This is a genomic window from Pseudomonas sp. JV449 (assembly GCF_032424295.1).
Classification (GTDB): domain Bacteria; phylum Pseudomonadota; class Gammaproteobacteria; order Pseudomonadales; family Pseudomonadaceae; genus Aquipseudomonas; species Aquipseudomonas marginalis.
Genome location: NZ_VYKD01000007.1, coordinates 138,548 through 158,877, shown reverse-complemented (window position 1 = coordinate 158,877; position 20,330 = coordinate 138,548). Strand labels below are relative to the sequence as shown.

Annotated in this window: 17 protein-coding genes, 4 tRNA genes and 2 pseudogenes; 8 read left to right on the top strand and 15 right to left on the bottom strand. The window is 60.4% G+C overall.

Going from position 1 to position 20,330, the window contains the following annotated elements; translation table 11 throughout:
- Positions 1-218 (top strand): annotated as a pseudogene (locus F6S08_RS10285) (IS481 family transposase); the annotation flags it as partial.
- 135 nt (positions 219-353) lie between these two features.
- Here F6S08_RS10285 and F6S08_RS10280 read toward each other — a convergent pair.
- The 4 genes from F6S08_RS10280 to F6S08_RS10265 form a co-directional block, all read right to left on the bottom strand.
- Positions 354-1,133, bottom strand: a complete 780-nt coding sequence (locus F6S08_RS10280; RefSeq protein WP_012723134.1) for an ABC transporter permease — start codon at positions 1,131-1,133, stop codon at positions 354-356.
- On the bottom strand, positions 1,130-2,062 hold the full coding sequence (locus F6S08_RS10275; RefSeq protein ID WP_027607098.1) for an ABC transporter ATP-binding protein: 933 nt from the start codon (positions 2,060-2,062) through the stop codon (positions 1,130-1,132). Before F6S08_RS10275 ends, F6S08_RS10280 begins: the two co-directional genes overlap by 4 nt.
- 134 nt (positions 2,063-2,196) lie before the next feature.
- Positions 2,197-2,814, bottom strand: coding sequence for a glutathione S-transferase (locus F6S08_RS10270; RefSeq protein ID WP_315871354.1), 618 nt, complete (start codon positions 2,812-2,814; stop codon positions 2,197-2,199).
- Between the two features lie 56 nt (positions 2,815-2,870).
- Positions 2,871-3,530, bottom strand: a complete 660-nt coding sequence (locus tag F6S08_RS10265) for a transglutaminase-like domain-containing protein (RefSeq protein WP_065924519.1) — start codon at positions 3,528-3,530, stop codon at positions 2,871-2,873.
- 191 nt (positions 3,531-3,721) lie between these two features.
- Here F6S08_RS10265 and F6S08_RS10260 point away from each other — a divergent pair, with 191 nt between their 5' ends.
- Positions 3,722-6,169 carry an acyl-CoA dehydrogenase gene (locus F6S08_RS10260; RefSeq protein WP_065924518.1) on the top strand — a complete coding sequence of 816 codons (2,448 nt, stop codon included), beginning with the start codon at positions 3,722-3,724 and terminating at the stop codon, positions 6,167-6,169.
- Positions 6,170-6,244: 75 nt separating this feature from the next.
- The gene (locus F6S08_RS10255) at positions 6,245-6,652 is read left to right on the top strand and encodes a PA2817 family protein (protein ID WP_010567536.1); all 408 of its coding nucleotides are present in this window, start codon (positions 6,245-6,247) and stop codon (positions 6,650-6,652) included.
- Between the two features lie 69 nt (positions 6,653-6,721).
- On the opposite strand, the gene F6S08_RS10250 is transcribed toward F6S08_RS10255, so the two are convergent.
- Positions 6,722-7,654, bottom strand: coding sequence for a LysR family transcriptional regulator (locus F6S08_RS10250; protein ID WP_315871353.1), 933 nt, complete (start codon positions 7,652-7,654; stop codon positions 6,722-6,724).
- An 89-nt stretch (positions 7,655-7,743) separates the two neighbouring features.
- Between F6S08_RS10250 and F6S08_RS10245 the strand changes: the two genes are divergently transcribed.
- Entirely contained in the window at positions 7,744-8,370 is a 627-nt protein-coding gene (locus F6S08_RS10245) for a hypothetical protein (protein WP_065924517.1), read from the top strand.
- Positions 8,371-8,515: 145 nt separating this feature from the next.
- A complete protein-coding gene (locus tag F6S08_RS10240) occupies positions 8,516-10,255 on the top strand; it encodes a dipeptidase (RefSeq protein WP_065924553.1) in 1,740 nt (579 codons plus the stop codon).
- A 64-nt stretch (positions 10,256-10,319) separates the two neighbouring features.
- Here F6S08_RS10240 and F6S08_RS10235 read toward each other — a convergent pair whose 3' ends face one another.
- The 5 genes from F6S08_RS10235 to F6S08_RS10215 form a co-directional block, all read right to left on the bottom strand.
- Positions 10,320-11,057, bottom strand: coding sequence for a hypothetical protein (locus F6S08_RS10235; RefSeq protein WP_065924516.1), 738 nt, complete (start codon positions 11,055-11,057; stop codon positions 10,320-10,322).
- 144 nt (positions 11,058-11,201) lie between these two features.
- Positions 11,202-11,277: transfer RNA gene (locus tag F6S08_RS10230), tRNA-Gly, on the bottom strand.
- A gap of 3 nt (positions 11,278-11,280) precedes the next feature.
- A tRNA-Glu gene (locus tag F6S08_RS10225) sits at positions 11,281-11,356 on the bottom strand.
- Between the two features lie 105 nt (positions 11,357-11,461).
- Positions 11,462-11,537: transfer RNA gene (locus F6S08_RS10220), tRNA-Gly, on the bottom strand.
- Positions 11,538-11,540: 3 nt separating this feature from the next.
- Positions 11,541-11,616, bottom strand: a tRNA-Glu gene (locus F6S08_RS10215).
- A 359-nt stretch (positions 11,617-11,975) separates the two neighbouring features.
- On the opposite strand from F6S08_RS10215, the gene F6S08_RS10210 reads away from it, so the two are divergent.
- The gene (locus tag F6S08_RS10210; RefSeq protein WP_027607090.1) at positions 11,976-12,746 is read left to right on the top strand and encodes a hypothetical protein; all 771 of its coding nucleotides are present in this window, start codon (positions 11,976-11,978) and stop codon (positions 12,744-12,746) included.
- 126 nt (positions 12,747-12,872) lie between these two features.
- Positions 12,873-13,685, top strand: a complete 813-nt coding sequence (locus tag F6S08_RS10205) for an alpha/beta fold hydrolase (protein WP_315871352.1) — start codon at positions 12,873-12,875, stop codon at positions 13,683-13,685.
- Positions 13,686-13,721: 36 nt separating this feature from the next.
- Here the strand turns inward: F6S08_RS10205 and F6S08_RS31375 are convergent, their stop codons facing one another.
- The 4 genes and pseudogenes from F6S08_RS31375 to F6S08_RS10190 form a co-directional block, all read right to left on the bottom strand.
- Positions 13,722-14,564, bottom strand: coding sequence for a methyl-accepting chemotaxis protein (locus F6S08_RS31375; protein WP_370671245.1), 843 nt, complete (start codon positions 14,562-14,564; stop codon positions 13,722-13,724).
- 18 nt (positions 14,565-14,582) lie between these two features.
- Positions 14,583-14,780 (bottom strand): annotated as a pseudogene (locus F6S08_RS31370) (HAMP domain-containing protein); the annotation flags it as partial.
- 1,024 nt (positions 14,781-15,804) lie between these two features.
- Positions 15,805-17,217, bottom strand: coding sequence for a PLP-dependent aminotransferase family protein (locus F6S08_RS10195; RefSeq protein WP_065924513.1), 1,413 nt, complete (start codon positions 17,215-17,217; stop codon positions 15,805-15,807).
- Positions 17,218-17,419: 202 nt separating this feature from the next.
- On the bottom strand, positions 17,420-18,181 hold the full coding sequence (locus tag F6S08_RS10190) for an SDR family oxidoreductase (RefSeq protein ID WP_065924512.1): 762 nt from the start codon (positions 18,179-18,181) through the stop codon (positions 17,420-17,422).
- Positions 18,182-18,409: 228 nt separating this feature from the next.
- Here F6S08_RS10190 and F6S08_RS10185 point away from each other — a divergent pair, with 228 nt between their 5' ends.
- Entirely contained in the window at positions 18,410-19,417 is a 1,008-nt protein-coding gene (locus F6S08_RS10185) for an NADP-dependent oxidoreductase (RefSeq protein WP_065947280.1), read from the top strand.
- A gap of 49 nt (positions 19,418-19,466) precedes the next feature.
- Here the strand turns inward: F6S08_RS10185 and pyrF are convergent, their stop codons facing one another.
- A complete protein-coding gene (gene pyrF / locus F6S08_RS10180; RefSeq protein WP_065947279.1) occupies positions 19,467-20,165 on the bottom strand; it encodes an orotidine-5'-phosphate decarboxylase in 699 nt (232 codons plus the stop codon).
- Positions 20,166-20,330: the final 165 nt, after the last annotated feature.

The following is a 20,330-nucleotide window of genomic DNA, read 5'->3' as shown; positions in this document are numbered from 1 at the left end:
CCGATGTGGAATATCCGGCAGAAATGAAAGTTCGAAGCGTCAGGCAGGACGGATCGATCAAGTGGAACGGCAAGTTGGTATTTATCAGCGAGGCGCTGTCCGGGGAAAGGATAGGGCTCAAAGAAGCTGAAGATGAAGCTTGGGATTTGTACCTGTGTGATTATCCCTTGGGGAGGCTGGGACGAGGTATGACCCGCGTCCAGGCCTCAAATGTGTAAACGATGTCCCCGGTTTCAGATGTAAACGATGTCTACGGTTCTACATCCCGATAGCGGTATGTCAGTCAGCTTATCTGTAGCTGACACATCGCAATCGGGAGCAAGCCCCCTCCCACATTTTTTGACCGCGTTTTATCAGGTACGCATCCCGCGCCCGCTCACCAGCAGCTTCGCGCAACCGATATACAACACCACAGTCGCCACCAGCATGAAGGTGATCGCCACGCTGATCTTGATATCCGACACGCCCAGGATGCCGTAGCGGAAGGCGTTGACCATGTGCAGCACCGGGTTGGCCAGCGACACGGTCTGCCAGAACGGCGGCAGCAAGGTGATGGAGTAGAAGACCCCGCCCAGGTAGGTCAGCGGCGTCAGCACGAAAGTCGGGATGATCGAGATGTCATCGAAGTTGCGTGCAAACACGGCGTTGATAAACCCCAGCAGCGAGAAGATGGTCGCCGTCAGCACCACCACCAGAATGGTGACGCCGAGGTGATGCACCTGCAGGTGGGTGAAGAACAGTGATAGCAGCGTCACGATCACGCCCACCATCAAGCCGCGCAGTACGCCACCCAGGGTGTAGCCGATCAAAATGGTATGCGGCGACACCGGCGAGACCATCAGCTCTTCGATGGAGCGCTGGAACTTACTGCCGAAGAAACTGGAGACCACGTTGCCGTAGGAGTTGGTGATCACCGACATCATGATCAGGCCCGGCACGATGTACTCCATATAGGTGAAACCACCCATGTCGCCGATCTGCCGGCCGATCAGGTTACCGAAGATCACAAAGTACAACACCATGGTGATCGCCGGCGGCAGCAGGGTCTGCGGCCAGATCCGGGTAAAGCGCTTCACTTCGCGGTAGACGATGGTCTGCAGTGCGACGAGGTTGGGTTGCAGCTCAGAACTCATACCGCCACCTTCGTCAGATTTTTCTCCACCAGGGACACGAACAACTCCTCAAGGCGATTGGTTTTATTACGCAGGCTCAGCACGTCGATGTTCTGCGCCGCCAACTGGGTGAACAACGCAGTGATGCCCATGGCTTTATCCACCTGGACTTCCAGGGTGTGGCTGTCCACCAGGCGGCTGGGGTAGCCGAGCAGTTGCGGCGGTGCCGACAGGTTGTTCTTCAGGTCGAGCAGGAAGGTTTCCACATGCAGTTGGCCCAGCAGGTTACGCATGCTGGTGTTCTCGACGATGGTGCCGTGGTCGATGATGCCGATGTTGCGGCACAGCTGCTCAGCCTCCTCCAGGTAATGGGTGGTGAGGATGATGGTGATGCCCTTCTCGTTCAGCTCGGTGAGGAAGGTCCACATCGAACGACGCAGTTCGATGTCCACGCCGGCGGTGGGCTCATCGAGGATCAACAGGCGCGGTTCATGCACCAGTGCACGGGCAATCATCAGGCGACGCTTCATGCCGCCGGACAGCGAGCGGGACGGCACGTCGCGCTTGTCCCACAGGCCCAACTGGGTCAGGTATTGCTCGGCGCGCTCCTTGGCAACTTTCGCCGGGATGCCGTAGTAGCCAGCCTGGGTCACGACAATGTCGAAAGTCTTTTCGAACTGGTTGAAGTTGAATTCCTGGGGCACCACACCGATGGAGCGCTTGAGCGCCGCCGGGGATTTGTCCAGGTCGTGGCCGAAGATATTCACCGTGCCGCTGGTCTTGTTGACCAGAGTGGAGAGGATACCGATGGTGGTGGATTTGCCGGCGCCGTTGGGGCCGAGCAAGGCGAAGAAGTCACCTTCGGCAACGTCCAGATCGATACCACTCAGGGCCTGGAAACCGTTGCCGTAGGTTTTGGTTAGCTGCCGGATGGACAGAGCGGAACTCATATCGGAATACGCACCAAAGAAGGGAATAGAAAGAGTAGATGAGGGCGCAGCGCAGGTAGTTCAACGGCGGCGCATGACAGGCATGGTGCTTGCCCGCGCCGCACAAGTACAGTCACCTGTATTAATAGTCAGTATTAAGTCAACGCGGTCATGACCGCCTTGCGGTAGGCCGGGCGCTGTTGCAGACGCTGATACCAGGCCTCTAGGTTGGGCATCGCAGGGCGTTCGATGGGCATCTCGAACCAGGCGTAGATAAAGCAGCCCAGGGGAATATCACCTACGCCGAAGGTGTCGCCCGACAGGTAAGCCTGCTCGGCCAATGCATTGTCCACGGTGCTCAGTGCATCGATACAGGCCTGACGCCCGGCGTTGATGCTGTCCCAGTCCTGCTTCTGCGCCGGGGTGCGCACAACGCCCCAGAACACGGCCTTGAACGGCTCGGCGAGGGTCGAGGTGGTCCAGTCCATCCATTTCTCGGCGCTGGCACGCGCCTGCAGGTCGCTCGGGTAGAACGCCGACGCGTGCTTGGCGCAGAGGTAGCGCACGATGGTGTTGGACTCCCACAACACAAAGTCGCCATCCTCGATCATCGGCACGCGGCCATTCGGGTTCAATGCCCGGTATTGCGGCGTGTCTACCACGCCAAAAGCCCCGCCCGCATCAATTGCCTCATAGTCCAGGCCGAGTTCCTCGGCGCACCACAGTGCTTTCCTGACGTTTGATGAATTTTTACGACCCCAGATCTTCAGCATGACCGCGCCTTTTTGTTGATGAACATGGCTGGATGAACGCAGCAGCATACGCCGGTTCACCCGCGGCTCAAATCGCTCGGCAAGTCGCCCGACAAGATCGGCATCTGTTCAGCAAACAGGTGTGGGTAACATTTCTCCAGATGGGCGAAGAAGAAATCCTCGGGCACATCGGGAAACTGCCCATGGTCCACCACGTACTCCATCGAGCGCTGCCCCTGGCGGTTGAATGCATGGAATACGCTGTCGCTGATCCCGTCGAAGTCCAGTGGTGGTACGTCGAACACCTCACAGAGTTGGCGGTTGAACGCCGGCGTCGCCTTGACCCAGCGGCCGTCCAGGTAAAGCTCGGTGTAGCCATGCATGGCAAACACATCGCTTTTGAGCAACGCGATCAGGCGCGGTGTCGACAGGTGATTGCGCACATCCGCAAGACCGATGCGCGCCGGGATGCCGCAGTGACGGGCGCAGGCGGCGAGCAAGGTGGCCTTGGGCACGCAATAGCTTTCGCCGGCGGCCAGGGCGAAGCTGGCATTCAAGGTGGCGGGATCGCGGCTGAAGGTGTAGGGGTTATAGCGAATCGCCTCACGCACGGCGTAATAGAGACTGACCGCCTGGTCACGTAAATTCGCGCTGGAGCCGCGGTGTTTTTCGGCGAACTCCACCACCGCAGGGTGGTCACTATCGATGAAGCGGCTGGGACTCAGATACGTATCCATGAGCTTGATCTCCGAAGGAAGCCTGGAGTTTAACGACAGGTCCGCCACGGAGATAACGACGATTCGGCCAAATGTCGGCGCCTGATGCCAGGTGTTCCCAGTACAACTTGTAACACCCTGATCACCCCGCTTGTTCGGATGCCGACTAAGCTCCCTGGTGGTTTCGCCCCTGGTTTCACGGAGGATTGAATATGCTGTTGTTGTGGATACTGGTTCTGGTGGTCGGCATTGCCTACCTGGCACATCGCCGCGTCGCCCCCCTGCCCGCCCTGGGCGTGGTCGCCGTTTACCTGCTGGCGATGGGCGCCTGGAGCCATGCACCGGGTTGGCTGCTGCTGATTTTCTGGGTATTGATCGCTGTGGTGGCCGCGCCCTTGCTGCTGCCGGACCTGCGCCGCCAATACTTCACCAAGCCGCTGTTCAGCTGGTTCCAGAAAGTCTTGCCGCCGATGTCCGAGACCGAGCGCGACGCCATCGACGCCGGCACCGTGTGGTGGGACGGCGAACTGTTCAGCGGTCGTCCCGACTGGGACAAGCTGCTGGCCTACCCCAAGGTGCAACTGACCGAGGAAGAACAGGCCTTTATCGACGGCCCCACCGAAGAACTCTGCGCCATGGTCAGCGACTGGGAAATCGGCCAGGCCATGGACCTGCCGCCGGCCGCGTGGGAGCACATCAAGACCCACGGTTTCTTCGCCCTGATCATTCCCAAGGAATATGGCGGCAAGGGCTTCTCCGCTTATGCCCACTCCCAGGTCGCGATGAAACTCGCCACCCGCAGCGGCGACCTGGCCTCCACAGTGATGGTGCCCAACTCCCTCGGCCCGGCCGAATTGCTGTTGCATTACGGCACCGACGAACAACGCAACCACTATCTGCCACGCCTGGCGCGTGGCGATGACATCCCCTGCTTCGCCCTCACCGGCCCGCTGGCGGGCTCCGATGCCGGCGCCATGCCTGACACGGGGGTGATCTGCAAAGGCGAATGGGAAGGCAAGGAAACCCTCGGCCTGCGCCTGAACTGGGAAAAACGCTACATCACCCTTGGCCCGGTCGCGACCCTGCTGGGCCTGGCCTTCAAGGCCCACGATCCAGACCACCTGCTGGGTGAAGAAGAAGACCTGGGCATCAGCCTCGCACTGATCCCTACCGACACCCCCGGTGTGGAAATCGGCCGTCGCCACCTGCCCCTCGGCGCCGCGTTCATGAACGGTCCGAACTCCGGCAAGGACGTGTTCATCCCCCTGGAATACCTCATCGGCGGCCAGGAAATGCTCGGCAAAGGCTGGATGATGCTGATGAACTGCCTGTCGGTCGGCCGTTCGATCTCCCTGCCCGCCGTGGGTACCGGCGCCGCCAAGTTCACCAGCCTGGTCACCGGCCAGTACGCCCAGGTGCGCGAGCAGTTCAACGTACCGCTGTCAGCCTTCGAAGGTATCCAGGAAGCCCTGGCGCGCATCGGCGGCAACGCCTGGCTGATGGACAGCGCACGCATGCTCACCGCCAATGCCGTGGACCTTGGGGAAAAACCCTCGGTGCTGTCGGCGATCCTCAAGTACCACCTGACCGAACGCGGCCGTGAGTGCATCAGCCACGCCATGGACGTACACGGCGGCAAGGGCATCATCATGGGCCCGAACAACTACCTGGGCCGCAGCTGGCAGGGCGCGCCGATCTTCATCACAGTGGAAGGCGCGAACATCCTCTCGCGCAACCTGATGATCTTCGGCCAGGGTGCCATCCGCTGCCATCCGTTCGTGCTCAAGGAAATGGCGCTGGCCGGGCGTGAGGACCACGATCAGGCGCTGAAGGAGTTCGACGGGCTGCTGATGCAACACATTGGTTTTGCCGTGAGCAATGCCGCCAGCACCCTGGTGCTGAACCTCGGCGTGGGGCACTTCGAGAAAGCCCCGGGCAACCGTTTGAGCCAGGGTTATTTCCGCGCATTGAACCGCCAGGCTGCCGCGTTCGCGCTGCTGGCGGACCTGAGCATGATGCTGCTGGGTGGCGAGTTGAAACGCCGCGAACGCCTGTCGGCACGCCTCGGTGACGTGCTAAGCCATATGTACCTGGCGTCGGCGGCACTCAAGCGTTACCACGACCTGGATTCGCCGGATCACTTGGAACCGCTGTTCGCCTGGGCCATGGAAGAAAGCCTCGGCGAGTCCGAGCGTGCGTTGGATGAGCTGCTGAGCAACTTCCCGAATAAAGTGCTGGGCTGCCTGCTGCGGGTGATTGTATTCCCGTTCGGACGTCGTCATACCGGTCCGTCCGATGCGCTGGATGCCGAAGTGGCCGCGGTGATTGGCCGCGCCAAAGGCGACCCGACCCTGGAAGAATTGCTGGCCGGCTGCTACCGCCCACAATCGGCAGAAGATCCAGTGGGCGCTCTGCAACACGCCTACGATCTATTGGGTGCCAGCCATCCATTGCAGAAAAAACTGCACACCGCGCTCAAAAGTGGCCAGGTCAAACCCGCTGCCGGCGAACATGCGATCGATGCCGCCCTGCACGCCGGTGTGCTGCAACCGGCGGAAGCGCAGAGCTTGCGCGACGCCGAAGCGGCACGGCGCAAGGTGATCGACGTGGATGATTTCAGCAAGGAAGAGCTGGTACACGCTGAAGGTAAAGTCCGCTGAGTCCGGCGGTCATATAAAAACGGGCGCGAGAGGCATATACTCTCGCGCCCGTTTTTGCTTTAGAGGACTTATCTCGTGTCCAACGTCGTTGCCGATCATCTCGTCTTGCTCGACCACCTGCGCAGCATCCTGGTTGCCGTCGGCGAAGCCGAACAGGTGCCCGAGGAAAGCCACACCCTGTTCCTGGAGCGCTTCGACGAACTGCGCGCCCTGCTGCCGATCGACCCGATCGAAAGCCAGTACCTGGGCCAGGACCTGATGAGCCAGGTCATCCTGCGCTACCCGCAGATCGCCCACCTGGTCCCGCGCGACCTGCTGTGGTTCTTCGGCGGCGATTGCCTGCACTTCATGCCCGACGAAGAACTGGACCTGTACCAGGCCCTGGAAGAGCGTCGCTTTGAAGCCGAACAAAACGACGAACCCTTCGACTGGAACCAGGAAAAGCAACTGCTGGCCATGCCGCAGGACCAAAGCAAACACTGATTGTTCAAGACACTGCATAACTGAATGCGGGAGGGAGCAAGCCCTCCTCCCACATTTTCGACCGTGCGCCTATCGCCGGCGCAATGTCGGCTCCCTCGCCATGCACTCCACCAGATAATCGATAAACACCCGAAGCTTCGGCGGCAGGTAACGCGTGGGCGAATGCAACAACCACGCTTCGCCATGGTAGGACGCAATAAAGTCCCACCCGGGCAGCACCTGTACCAACCGCCCCTCCTCCAACGCATGCCGCGCGGTGAAATACGGCAAGCTGCCAATTCCCACGTGCTGCAACACCGCATCCAGCCGAACGCCGGTGTGGTTCGCCGCATAACGCCCACGCACGCCGACCGTCACCGCCTTGCCGCCCTGGCGGAATTTCCAGCGTGAATCCCCCGGGGTTTCACCGAGATAGATGCAACTGTGCGCCAGCAAATCATGGGGATGCGCCGGCGCACCATGCTCGGCTAGATACTGCGGCGTGGCACAGAGTAAATGCTCAATCGGCAATAACTGCCGCCCCACCAGGCCCGGCGGCGGGCTGTCGGTGATGCGGATGCTGAGGTCGACATTGTCATCGATCAGGTCCACATGCCGGTCCTCGAGGATCAATTGCACATCCACCCTGGGATAACGCCGCAGGAACTCCGGCATATGCGGGTGCACCACAAACCGCCCCACCGCCTTCGGCACACTGACCCGCACCAGGCCCTCGGCCTCGTGGGTGAACTGGCCGCTGATTTCCATCACTGAGCGCGCCGCGCTGACCATTTCCTGGCAGCGCTTGAAAACCTCCTCACCGGCTTCACTCAGGCGCAATTTGCGCGTGGTGCGTTGCAGCAAACGGGTGGACAGGGCCTTTTCCAGGCGCGAAATACTGCGGCTTACCGCCGACGGCGAAACGCTCAACTGCCGCGCCGCTTCGGAGAAGCTGCCGGTCTCTACTACCTTGACGAAAATCGCCATTTCGCCCAGCAGCGGCAAAGGAAGATTGATGCTCATGACGCACAGGTCCATTGATATTTGAGCGGATTATCACCTATCCAGGCACTATTTATACTGCCCGCAGAACCCTGATGCGGATGTAGAAAATGACCGAGCGCCTGTTTTTCACCCATGACCACCTGACCGCCGAGCTTGAAGTACTCAGTTGCACCCCCTGCGAGGGCCAGTTTGCGGTCGTTTTGCAGTCGACGATTTTCCATCCCCAAGGCGGTGGCCAGCCGTTCGATACCGGCTGGCTGGGCGACAGCCAGGTGCTGCGAGTCACCCAGGAAACCGATCGCGTGGTGCACTATGTCAACCAACCGGTGGAACCGGGCCCCATCACCGCGCGGGTCGACGAACCACGCCGCGCCCTGCACACCCGCCTGCACTCCGCCGGGCATTTGATCGGCAACGCTGGCGAAACCCTGGGTTGGATGCCGATCAAGGCGCACCACTGGCCAGGTGAAGGCAAGATCACTTTTATCCGTGGCGAAACCGCGCAAGCCATGGACGCCGAGATCATTCAACAGCAGATCAACCAATGGATCGCCGCCGACTACCCGCGCCATATGGCCCTGGACGACGGCACCCGCGAAGTGGGCTTCGGTGATCTGCCCACCTACGCTTGCGGCGGTACCCATGTGCAAACGCTGGGCGAGTTGGGTCAGGTAACGATCCTGGCGCTTTCGGAGAAAAAGGGTGCGTTGTCGGTGCGTTACAGCCTGGACTAGAGAGCAGAGTCGGGTGCTATCGAGTTTTTAGATAAGCCTCCCAGTGGTCTCCCGGGCACACCTTGGCAGTGGTAGTGTGTCGAAATATTTCTGACATATTGATCAGGAATCCCCCATTTCCCTTTGCAAAGGAATGCCCCTGACCATGCACTTTCGACTCAAGCAATTAGCGGCTGCCACCCTGTTCGCGGCCGGCCTTTCGGTGATGACCACACCTGCCTTTGCCAACATCACCCCAGAGCAAAGCACGGCGATCCTGACGAGCTTCAGCGAAACGTCGGTCACGGATTTCCGTGGTTTCCTCGGCACCCTGGCCAAAGGCGACCTGGGCAAGGCCAACGACGTAGGCCCGGCGATCGGTGCCTTCCTCGATAACAAAACCCTGACCGCCGACCAGCAGAACGAAATCCATCGCCTTTTGGGTATTTACACCCGAGTGAAATACGGCAAAGCCGCCCTCGATACCTTGCGCGAACTGGTGGAAATTCCGACCTTCAACGTGGACGGCATGCCGCAGTACAAAAATCCGGAATTCATCCGGATTGCCGCCAAGATCCAGGCCCTGGCCAAGACCTTCAACCTGAACTTCCGCAACGTCGACAACCGCGTGTACGAGATTTCCCTGGAAGGCAACGGCGACGAAGTGGTGGGTATCCACGCCCACGCCGACGTGGTGCCGGTGACGCCGGAGAACTGGGTGTTGAAAGACGGCACCAGGCTCGACCCGTTCAAGGTCACGCTGATCGGCGACCGCATGTATGGCCGTGGCACCGAGGATGACAAAAACGGCATCGTGGTGGCGATGTACGCCATGAAGGTGATCAAGGAAGAGAAGTTGCCGCTGGCGCGCAATTTCAAGCTGCTGGTGGACACCACCGAAGAAACTTCCGGCGACGCGATCCCCTATTACTTCGAACGCAACCCGACGCCGCAGTACAACCTGGCGCTGGATGGCGGCTACCCGGTGGTGATTGCCGAAAAAGGTTATGGCACTGTCATGGCCACCTTCCCGCGCCGCAAAGGGGAAGGCCAAGGCGCGGAAATCATCGCTATGACCGGCGGCATGGCCACCAACCAGATTCCCTCGGCCTCGGTTGCCACGTTGATCAGCGACACGCCTGCCGAACTGGCCGCCAGCCTACAAAAAGCCGGTACGGAGTATGCCAAACGCAACGGCGGTGACTTCGAAGTAACAGCCAAGGTGGTTGGCAAAGAGGTCAAGCTGACAGTGACCGGGGTTTCCGCGCACTCCTCCGAGCCCGAATCCGGTATCAACCCGGTGTCGCGCATGCTGGAGCTGATCCACAGCATCGACGGCAAGATCGCCCTCAAGCACAACCACATCACCGACGCGGCCCGTTATGCCTCGGACAACTGGGGTCTGGATTATCTGGGCGGCAAATTGGGCGTGGGTTTCTCCGATGATTTCATGGGGCCGCTGACCACCTCGCTGACCTTTGTCGGCCTGGATGACAAAGCCTTCAAGCTGGCGGTGAACCTGCGTGTACCAAAGGGCAAATCGCCGGAGAAACTGAAAGCCGAGATTTCCGACAAGTTGAGCGCCTGGGACAAGCAAACCAAGGTCAACGTGGACTTCACCTACTCGGTCGCCGAACCGATGTACCGCAACCCGGAAGGTGAGTGGGTGAAGGCCTTGTTGGCCGTGGCCAGCGAAAACCTCGGTATGGAGCACAAATTCGGCACCTCGGCCGGCGCGACGTCCGTGCATGAACTGCCCAATGGCGTGCAATTCGGCCTGGCGCGGCCGGAAGTGAAATACACCGGGCACACCGACAATGAGTTCAAGACGGTCGACCAGTTCTTGCTGGATCTGCAGATAGTCACCGAAATGATGGGGCGTATCGGACAGTTGCCGAAGCTCTGACAGCGATTGAAGTGTGCGCAAAAAAACGCCGATCAGTGATGATCGGCATTTTTACTCAGGTTCTTCATGCGCCCTGGTATCGCTTGCGCTCCTGCTCCCGCTGCAACATGTCCAGGGGTGGGTAGTAGATATACAGGGAAGACTCGATGGCAAACCATGCCGACGCCAACATTACCCCGCCCGCTACCACGACCATGCTGGCCAGAAACAGCCCCGTATCACCCAGTACATGCATGGCCGAGAAAATCAGCGAACCAGTGCCGAATCCAAAATATGGCACCGCCCAATCCACGACGGACAGCACCAAACAACCAAACACCAAGTGCGCGACTTTGTTCATCATCAACCGGTGCTGTTCTCGCAACTGCACATGCCGCTGATACCAGCTAAGCAGGAAATCACTGTTTTCCTTCAGTGCCAGGTCCAGAAGGTCGTTGGCCCACACATAACCGATCCCCCTTGAAGGAGGTGTATAGGCATCACCCAAGAGCTTTGGAAAGGCCATTCGCAACCTTGTGCCGATCCCACGAACGATTTCCGTCAACAGCGGCAGAACGAAAGACACCACCAGCGCAAAAGAGGCCGCGGTGACCGCCAGGAACCCCAAGTCAGCGAGCAATGCATCGCTGCTGGTCGTCCACTCCACCAAGGGCGTCCGGGTACGGATTAGCAAAGCGATATCGAGAAACAGCACAACGCTGACAAAGCGCATTGCCCAATGGAAATCCCATGCTTTTTCCAAGGCGCTGATACCCAATGGGGCGACCTTGGTTTCACCGGACGATTGAGAAGTTTCTGCCATCACGCGTGCTCCTTGAACTCAAACGCCAGACTATATCTCGAACACGCCAGGAACTGAGTCAGGAAGATGACAGGTTCAGGCAGATGAACAAATAACGCACAAACAAAAACGCCGATCATCACTGATCGGCGTTTTTGTTGAATATGGAGCGGGAAACGAGACTCGAACTCGCGACCCCGACCTTGGCAAGGTCGTGCTCTACCAACTGAGCTATTCCCGCAAATGGCGTCCCCTAGGGGACTCGAACCCCTGTTACCGCCGTGAAAGGGCGGTGTCCTAGGCCACTAGACGAAGGGGACACGCTACTGAAACACATGGTGTGTATTTCAGTGCCCAGAGGCCTCGTCCGAAGACTTGGTCCTGGTTTCACTCAGTGCCGCCCGAAAGCCACACTGCTTGTAAATTGGAGCGGGAAACGAGACTCGAACTCGCGACCCCGACCTTGGCAAGGTCGTGCTCTACCAACTGAGCTATTCCCGCATATGGCGTCCCCTAGGGGACTCGAACCCCTGTTACCGCCGTGAAAGGGCGGTGTCCTAGGCCACTAGACGAAGGGGACACACGTACAACATTCACTCCCTACCGCGTTTCGCTGTGTGCTTTACGCTGTAAGTGGCGCGCATTCTATGGATGGATTGAAAGGTCGTCAACCCCCAAGGATAAATTTATTTAAATCAATGACTTCGCCCGTGTTTACCGGCCCGCGCGGGGCATTCTGCCCGTCCAGGCCTTGACGCCTATATTCTGGCGTCCGACAAGGCGCTATAGTTCGTTCCAGCAAGTGATGGCAATGTGCATCTACGCAGGGAGCGGCTACTTATATAGAAGAACTACCTGGGTAACTGGTCGATCAGTCCTATCCGTCGACAAGCCCAGTCACTACACTCCACTGTAAACCCTATCAAAGAGGTCACACCGGTGACACCACTCATGATCACCCTGCTGGTAATTGCCGGGATCGTAATACTGATCGCCATTGGCTACATGAACCACGTGGTGGAAAACAACAAGCTGGAAAAGAAGCGCACCGAGATCGAGCTTAATGATCGCCTGCGCCGTTGCGGTGAGATCACCGAGACCTTCCCTGGCCAACTGATGACCCCGGCGCTCAAGCTGTTATTGGCCCGCCTGGAGCTCAACGTCAATCAGCGCCTGTTGAACCTCAACAAGACCAGTGCACCGCTCAAGGCCCGTATCACCGAGCTGAACACGCTGGTGGCCCAGGGCGAGTCCATCCCGGTGAACAACCCGCCGGCGCCGATCCAGACCGAAGCCAAGGCCAAGGACGTGCGCTTCCTGCTGGAAGCCCTGCATGGCCAGGTCACCCGCGCCGCCCAGGACGGGTTCCTGCCGACCAACGAAGCCAAGCACTGGATCAAGGAAATCCGTCATATCCTGGTGCTGTTGCACATAGAGTTCTTCAACAACCTCGGCCAGCACGCCTTGCAGCAGGGCCAGCCTGGCCAGGCGCGCCTGGCCTTCGAGCGTGGCGTGCAGTACCTGCGCAAGCAGCCTGAACCGGTGCTCTACAGTGCACAGCTGCAATTGCTGGAAGGTCAACTGGCCCGCGCCAACTCGACCGTGCTGGCTAACAGCAAACAGGCGGCGGAGGAAGTCAACGAATTGACCGAAGGCATGAAAGAAGTCGACGCCGATGCCGAGTGGAAAAAGAAAGTCATCTACGACTGATCTGCCCACTCCCCTGGGGTGAGCGGGCTGCCCGCTCGCCCCAACATGCCATCAATTTGCATCTATCGCCCCGCCCCCGACTAGCGTAAAAAAGTGCCCCTCACTCCGTGAAGTCAGAGGCCCGCTATGCCTATCGCCGTCATTGATGGACAACCGCTGCATTACGTCGACCAGGGCACCGGCCCTGTCGTCCTGCTCGGCTCAAGCTACCAGTGGGACCGCGACATGTGGGCCCCGCAGATCGAAGCCCTGTCACAACAGTACCGGGTCATCGTGCCCGAACTGTGGGGCCACGGCGAATCGGGCCAACTCCCCGCCCCCACCCACACCCTCGACGACCTTGCGCGCCAGGTCCTGGCCCTGCTTGACCATTTGGAGATCGCACAGATCAACCTGGCAGGCCTGTCGGTGGGCGGCATGTGGGGCGCACGCCTGGCATTGCAGGCCCCCGAGCGGATCAACAGCCTGGTGCTGATGGACACCTACCTCGGTGCCGAGCCAGAGGCCACGCGCCAGTATTACTTCTCGTTGTTCAAGATGATTGAAGATGCCGGCGCCATTCCTGAGCCGTTGCTGGATGTGATCGCGCCGATCTTCTTTCGCCCCGACATCGACCGCGAATCGGCGCTCTACCAGGATTTTCGCAAGTCACTGCAGGACTTTCCCCGGGAACGCCTGCTGCACAGCATCGTCCCCCTGGGTCGATTGATCTTCAGCCGCGAAGATGTACTGGAGCAACTACCGCGGCTGGACGCCGATACCACCTTGGTGATGTGTGGCGAACAGGACAAGCCTCGGCCACCCGCCGAATCCGAGGAAATGGCCGAACTGATTGGCTGTGCCCTGATCCTGATTCCAGACGCCGGGCATATCTCCAGCCGGGAGAACCCGGATTTCGTCAACGAAGCGCTGCTGACCTTCCTCGCCAACCACGCCTGATCGCCCTCCCTTTTGATCGCCGCCTCGGGGCGGCGATCAAAGGCGGAAGTGCCCCACCATCCCCTTGAGCTCCGCCCCCAACTGCGCCAGCTGGATGCTCGACGCCGCATTGCCCTGCATGCTCAACGCCGATTGATCGGCACTCGCACGAATACTGGTGACACTACGGTTGATCTCTTCGGCCACCGAGCTCTGCTCCTCAGCCGCAGCGGCAATCTGCTGGTTCATCTGCTGGATCAACGACACCGCTACCGCAATGCTGCCCAGGGCACTTTCGGTTTCCAGCGCATCGCTGACCGCCAGCTTGACCAGTTCGCCACTTTGCTGGATCTGCTGCACCGATGATTGCGCCGCGCTGCGCAAGGTACTGACCAGCCGCTCGATTTCTTCGGTCGACTGCTGGGTGCGCTTGGCCAGTGCCCGTACTTCATCGGCCACCACCGCAAAACCCCGGCCCTGTTCGCCTGCGCGGGCGGCTTCGATGGCTGCGTTCAGGGCCAGCAGGTTGGTCTGTTCGGCGACGCTTTTAATCACGCTCAGCACGGTGCCGATATTCTGGATTTCGGCACTGAGGCTCTCGATGCTGGTGCTCGCGCGTGTACTGGACGTGGCCAACAATTCGATACGCTGCAAACTCTGGCGCACCACCTGCTGGCCGCTGTCGACTTTTTCATCCGCCGTCTGCGCGGCTTGTGCGGCCTGCTCGGCGTTGCGTGCCACATCGTGCACGGTGGCGGTCATCTGGTTCATCGCGGTAGCGACCTGCTCGGTTTCTTCCTTCTGGCTGCTGACCTCGACATTGGTCTGCTCGGTCACGCTGGACAGCGACTGCGCCGAGCTGGCCAATTGTTCGATACCGGCCTGCAGGCCGCTGACCATCTGGCTAAGGCCGCCGCCCATCTGTTGCATCGCCTGCATCAACTGGCCGATTTCATCACGGCGGCTGACCTCCATGCGCCCGCTCAGATCCCCGGCGGCAATCTGTCGGGCTACCGCGATCACACTGCGCAGCGGCGCGACAATCAAGCGGGTAATCACCCAGGCCGCAATCAACCCCACCAGCAAGGCCAGGGCCGACGAGCCAATGATCAACATCGCGCTTTTCTTCAGTTGCGCCTGCATCGACAGGTCTTCAGCGTCATAGGCCTGGTTGACCCGGCTGACGACTTGGTCAGCTCGATCATGCAGTTGTTTGTAGACGACTTTTTCCTGGGCCAGCAGGCCGGTGTATTCCCCCAGCTTTTCGCTGAAGGCGGCGATATGCCCGGAAACTTCGTTGAGCACCGTCTGATAACCAGGGTCCTTGACCGACGTTTTCAATTGCTCGACCTGGGCCAGGGCCTGGTCGGCCTGCTCGATCTTGCCTTGCTCGGCGTCGTCAGCATCCGCCTTGCGGCTCTGGTCCAGGCGCACATGGGCTTCGTTCATGGCCTGCAACATCAAGCGGGAAACCTGACTGATCTGGCCTGCCTGCTCGATAAACTCGGCCCCCTCCTTACCTTGGCTTTCCTTGAGGCCATAGGCGCCGTCGTCCGCCAGCCCGGCCTGCAATACATCCAGGTTATTCGCCACGCTGGACACCGACCAACTGGCCATTTCCAGCGCCAGATCCTTGGTCTGCGTCAGCTCGACAAACTCATCGAACGCCTTCCGGTAGGCTGCCAGAGCCTGCTCAACCTCGGCCATCACCGGCACATTCGCCGCAGACTGGGCCTTGAGGCCGGCCGCCTGGGCCGCCAGGGCATCGAGACTTTCATGCAAGGCGTCGACGGCCTTGGGGTCGGTGTGCAGCGCGTAGTCCTGTTCGATCAGGCGCACCTTGAGCAAGCCGCTGTTGAGCGACGACATGGCCTTGAGGCCTTCAAAACGCTGGCCAACGGTTTGCAGGGACCACACGCCGATAGCCGCGACCAACGCCGTCAGCAGCAGCACCAGGGTGAAGCCCAAGCCCAGTTTTTTCGCCATACCCAGGTTGGCGAAACGTCGTTGCACGCCTGAAATCATTGCACTTGAATCCTCTTGCAATGGCGGACGCCATCAAGTCCGATGGACAAGCAACGAGATTCGCAATCAAAAGGCACTGAGCACAAGGCACTGGCGCCACAATAATGGCAAAAAGCTACACACTCGTCGTTTTCAGAATGGTCGAGGTCGATCTGGCGGGCCCCATCGCACGGAACAACGCCAAGGCACGTTGATCAGTAGCATAGGCGACATTAAGGCGTAGCCACTCACTGTGCCCGCCGGTGGGACTGAACAACGCTCCGGGCGACAACAACACCCCCAACTGCCGGGCGCACGCCTGCAACCGCGAAGGCTGCGCCGTCCCCGGGCGTGCCCACAGGAACATACCGCCGGTGGGTACGGCGAACACCTCCCACTCTTCGTCCTCCAGCACTTGCAGGGTCACGGCCATTTCACTGCTCAACCGCTTGCGCAGGCGCTGCACCCACTTGCGATACGTGCCATTGGCCAGCAACGTGGCGACCACCGCTTCAGCAAACCGGGAGGTGCCGAAGCCGCTCAAGGTCTTGAGGCTGGCCAGTTGCGTGATGATTGCGCTGCTGGCGCAGAGGTAGCCCACGCGCAAGGCGCTGCTCAGGGTCTTGGAAAAACTCGCGACGTAGATCACCCGATCATCATGGGGCAATGCAGAAAGCCGCGTGCAACTGGCCTGTTGCAGATCGCCGTAGACATCTTCCTCGATGATCAGGAAGTTCTTGCGGTGTGCCAGTTCCAGCAAGCGCTCGGCCACCAGCCGGCACAGGCTGGTGCCCGTGGGATTGTGATAGAGGCTGTGGATGAACAGGCACTTGGGATGATGGTGCTGCAGCAGCGCTTCAAGCGCCGGGAGGTCGGGGCCGCCTCGGGTACGCGGTACTTCCAGCAGTTGCACGCCCTGGAACGCCAGCTGCCGATAGAGGTTGGCATACCCGGGGGTTTCGACCACCACGCTGTCGCCGGCCTTGAGCAGCGTACGTATCAGCAGGTCCTGGGCATGGCTGGCACCTGCGGTGGTCAGGATGCGCTCCAGGCTGGTGGCGATGTGAATCTGGGTCAGGCGCTTGAGCAGTTGCTCGCGCAGCGCAGGCAGACCCAGAGGGGTGCTGTAGTTGAACAGGCCGGCCGTGTCGGTGCGGGTGACTTCACGAATCGCGTAACTGATGTCATCGCTTTCGCGCCAGGCATCGGGCAACCAGCCACAGCCCAGCTTCAACTCGCCCAAAGGATTGTCGGCAAAGGCGCCCCACTCGCGCTCCGCCCCCTCATACCAATTGCCTTCGTGGCAGGCAGCCGGCTGGGCCACCACAAATCCCGAGCCCTGCCGGGGCGCCAGCACCCCTTGGGCGACCATCCGTTCGAATGCTTCGATCACGCTGGATTGGCTGAGCAGGTTATCCAGGGCCAACTGGCGGACGGACGGCAAGCGCGTTCCGGGGCTCACGCCGTCCTTGCGAATCCATTGCACCACTGCACTGACGATTTGCTGCACTACCGGTACAAGGGCCTGTCGATCGATCCCTAAATCCATGAGCCACTCACTTCAACTGTCTGTTATCAACCCGGAGAGTTAAGCACAGAAGCAGCAGGTTTCCGGCTGCATAAATTTATTAAATTATTGATTTTATTGACTTATTTACCTACTGACACATATTCGGTCACAGCGTTTTGCCAGCTTTGGAAAAGCCCCACGCGCGCCCAGACGTTTTCGAACAAGGGGCCGGCGCCAGGTCCTAGATAGCCGTCGCGCCACCGTCCACGGCCAAGGCGTGGCCGGTGGTGAACGCCGCTCCGTCGCTGCACAGGTACAGCACTGCGCTGGCGATTTCCTCCACCTTGCCGATACGCCCGACCGGGTGCATGGCGGCGGCGAATTCGGCCTTGCGGGGGTCGGCTTCATAGGCGCGCCGGAACATATCGGTATCGATCACCGCCGGGCAGACGGCATTGACGCGGATTTTCTTCTTCGCGTATTCGATAGCTGCGGACTTGGTCAGGCCGATCACCGCGTGCTTTGAGGCCGCGTAGATACTCATCTTCGGCGCCGCGCCCAACCCCGCCACCGACGCGGTGTTGACGATGGCCCCACCGCCCTGGGCCAGCAGCAGCGGCAACTGGTACTTCATGCACAACCACACACCCTTGACGTTGACGCCCATGATCGCGTCGAACTCATCCAGGCTGCCGTCCGCCAGCCTGCCCTTCTCGATCTCGATGCCGGCGTTATTGAACGCATAGTCCAGGCGACCATAGGCGCCGATGGTCTGTGCCATCAACTGCTGCACATCCGCCTCCTGGGTGACGTTGCAGCGCACGAACAGCGCCTCGCCCCCGGCCTGGTGGATCAGCGCGACCGTACCCTCGCCGCCAGCTACGTCCAGGTCGGCGACCACGACCTTCAAGCCTTCGGCGGCGAACGCCAGCGCAGTGGCGCGACCAATACCGGCGGCGGCGCCAGTCACCAGGGCGACCTGGCCGGAAAACGTCATGCTCATGGAGGATGTCCTATTGGGATTAATGGCAGTGGCACGAGTCTAGCCAACGCCGAGACGCACACGTCAGCACTATCAGAAGTCCGGTTAGTGCTGCATGAGTCATAGTGATAAGGCAACCGGGCTCACTATCAATGGCACCTATCGATGAGCATTCGCACCCTAGGCTGACCTTGCCCCCGGGCCGTCCAAGGTCTATCAATCATGCTTCACTTCTAAAGAGTCCTTGCCATGACCGCCCAGACCAACCGCCAATTCCTGCTCGCCAAACGCCCGGTCGGCGCGGCCACGCGGGAAACCTTCACTTACCAGGTCGTGCCGGTGGGCACGCCCGGGGACGGGCAGGTGCTGGTGCACAACGAATACCTGTCCCTCGACCCGGCCATGCGTGGCTGGATGAATGAAGGCAAGTCCTACATTCCGCCCGTAGGCCTCGGCGAGGTCATGCGCGCGCTGGGTGTAGGCAAGGTGATTGCCTCGAATAACCCGAAATTCGCCGTCGGGGACTACGTGAATGGCGCCCTGGGCGTGCAGGATTACTTCCTGGGCGAACCGCGCGGCTTCTACAAGGTCGACCCCAATCTGGCGCCCCTGCCCCGCTACCTGTCTGCGCTGGGCATGACCGGCATGACCGCCTACTTCGCACTGCTGGACACCGGCGCGCCCAAGGCCGGTGAAACCGTGGTGATCTCCGGCGCGGCCGGTGCCGTGGGCAGCATTGCCGGGCAGATCGCCAAGCTCAAAGGCTGCCGCGTGGTCGGCATTGCCGGCGGCGCCGACAAGTGCAAGTTCCTGGTGGATGAGCTGGGCTTCGACGCCGCCATCGACTACAAGAACGAAGACGTACCCGCCGCCCTGAAGCGCGAGTGCCCTAAAGGCGTGGATGTGTATTTCGATAACGTCGGCGGCGACATTCTTGACGCGGTGCTCAGTCGGCTGGCGTTGAAAGCCCGCGTGGTGATTTGCGGGGCCATCAGCCAGTACAACAACAAGGAAGCGGTGAAAGGCCCGGCCAACTACCTCTCACTGCTGGTCAACCGCGCAAGGATGGAAGGCTTTGTGGTGATGGATCACGCGGCGAACTTTGCCGCCGCCGGGCAGGAAATGGCCGGCTGGATGGCCCAGGGCAAGCTCAAGAGCAAGGAGGATATCGTCGAGGGGCTGGAGACGTTCCCGGAGACGCTGATGAAGCTGTTCAACGGCGAAAACTTTGGCAAATTGGTGCTCAAGGTCAGCTGATACACGGCAGATCCGCGCGTTCCCACGCGAACGTGGGAACGCGCATCGATCAGGCGATCTCGGCGACTACCGCCGCCAACGCCTTGGCCGGATCCGCCGCCTGGCTGATCGGACGACCGATCACCAGGTAGTCGGAACCCGCGTCCAGTGCCTGGCGCGGGGTCAGGATGCGGCGCTGGTCGTCCTGGGCACTGCCCGCAGGGCGAATCCCCGGGGTCACCAATTGCAACGACGGATGGGCAGTTTTCAAGGCCTGGGCTTCCAGCGCCGAGCACACCAGGCCATCAAGGCCGGCTTTCTGCGCCAGGGCGGCCAGGCGCAGCACCTGCTCCTGAGGCTCGATATCCAGGCCAATGCCCGCCAGGTCCTCGCGCTCCATGCTGGTCAGCACGGTCACGCCGATCAGCAACGGCTTGGGGCCGCTGCGCTGTTCCAGCACTTCGCGGCAGGCGGTCATCATGCGCAGGCCGCCGGAGCAGTGTACGTTGACCATCCACACGCCCATCTCGGCCGCAGCCTTGACCGCCATGGCGGTGGTGTTGGGGATGTCGTGGAATTTCAGGTCGAGGAACACCTCGAAGCCTTTGTCACGCAGGGTGCCGACGATTTCCGCGGCGCAGCTGGTGAACAGTTCCTTGCCGACCTTGACCCGGCAAAGCCTGGGGTCCAACTGGTCAGCCAGCTTCAGTGCGGCGTCACGGGTGGGGTAATCCAGGGCGACGATGATAGGAGTCTGGCAGGCGGACATTGGAATGGGCTCTCAGGCAAGTCGAAATCGGCGCGGATTGTAGCGCAAGCAGCGCCGTTGCGGGATCCGATGATCGGTAAATACTGACCAACCGCCATCAGCCAGGCATTCCAGATGATTATTTCAAAGCTGATACATTCATGACATGCCCACAACACTCCCTGC

Coding starts and splice junctions, on each gene's coding strand:
- F6S08_RS10280 (WP_012723134.1), bottom strand. CDS start 1,133: ATGAGTTCTGAGCTGCAACCCAACCTCGTCGCACTGCAGACCATCGTC.
- F6S08_RS10275 (WP_027607098.1), bottom strand. CDS start 2,062: ATGAGTTCCGCTCTGTCCATCCGGCAGCTAACCAAAACCTACGGCAAC.
- F6S08_RS10270 (WP_315871354.1), bottom strand. CDS start 2,814: ATGCTGAAGATCTGGGGTCGTAAAAATTCATCAAACGTCAGGAAAGCA.
- F6S08_RS10265 (WP_065924519.1), bottom strand. CDS start 3,530: ATGGATACGTATCTGAGTCCCAGCCGCTTCATCGATAGTGACCACCCT.
- F6S08_RS10260 (WP_065924518.1), top strand. CDS start 3,722: ATGCTGTTGTTGTGGATACTGGTTCTGGTGGTCGGCATTGCCTACCTG.
- F6S08_RS10250 (WP_315871353.1), bottom strand. CDS start 7,654: ATGAGCATCAATCTTCCTTTGCCGCTGCTGGGCGAAATGGCGATTTTC.
- F6S08_RS10245 (WP_065924517.1), top strand. CDS start 7,744: ATGACCGAGCGCCTGTTTTTCACCCATGACCACCTGACCGCCGAGCTT.
- F6S08_RS10240 (WP_065924553.1), top strand. CDS start 8,516: ATGCACTTTCGACTCAAGCAATTAGCGGCTGCCACCCTGTTCGCGGCC.
- F6S08_RS10235 (WP_065924516.1), bottom strand. CDS start 11,057: ATGGCAGAAACTTCTCAATCGTCCGGTGAAACCAAGGTCGCCCCATTG.
- F6S08_RS10205 (WP_315871352.1), top strand. CDS start 12,873: ATGCCTATCGCCGTCATTGATGGACAACCGCTGCATTACGTCGACCAG.
- F6S08_RS31375 (WP_370671245.1), bottom strand. CDS start 14,564: ATGGTCAGCGGCCTGCAGGCCGGTATCGAACAATTGGCCAGCTCGGCG.
- F6S08_RS10195 (WP_065924513.1), bottom strand. CDS start 17,217: ATGGATTTAGGGATCGATCGACAGGCCCTTGTACCGGTAGTGCAGCAA.
- F6S08_RS10190 (WP_065924512.1), bottom strand. CDS start 18,181: ATGAGCATGACGTTTTCCGGCCAGGTCGCCCTGGTGACTGGCGCCGCC.
- F6S08_RS10185 (WP_065947280.1), top strand. CDS start 18,410: ATGACCGCCCAGACCAACCGCCAATTCCTGCTCGCCAAACGCCCGGTC.
- pyrF (WP_065947279.1), bottom strand. CDS start 20,165: ATGTCCGCCTGCCAGACTCCTATCATCGTCGCCCTGGATTACCCCACC.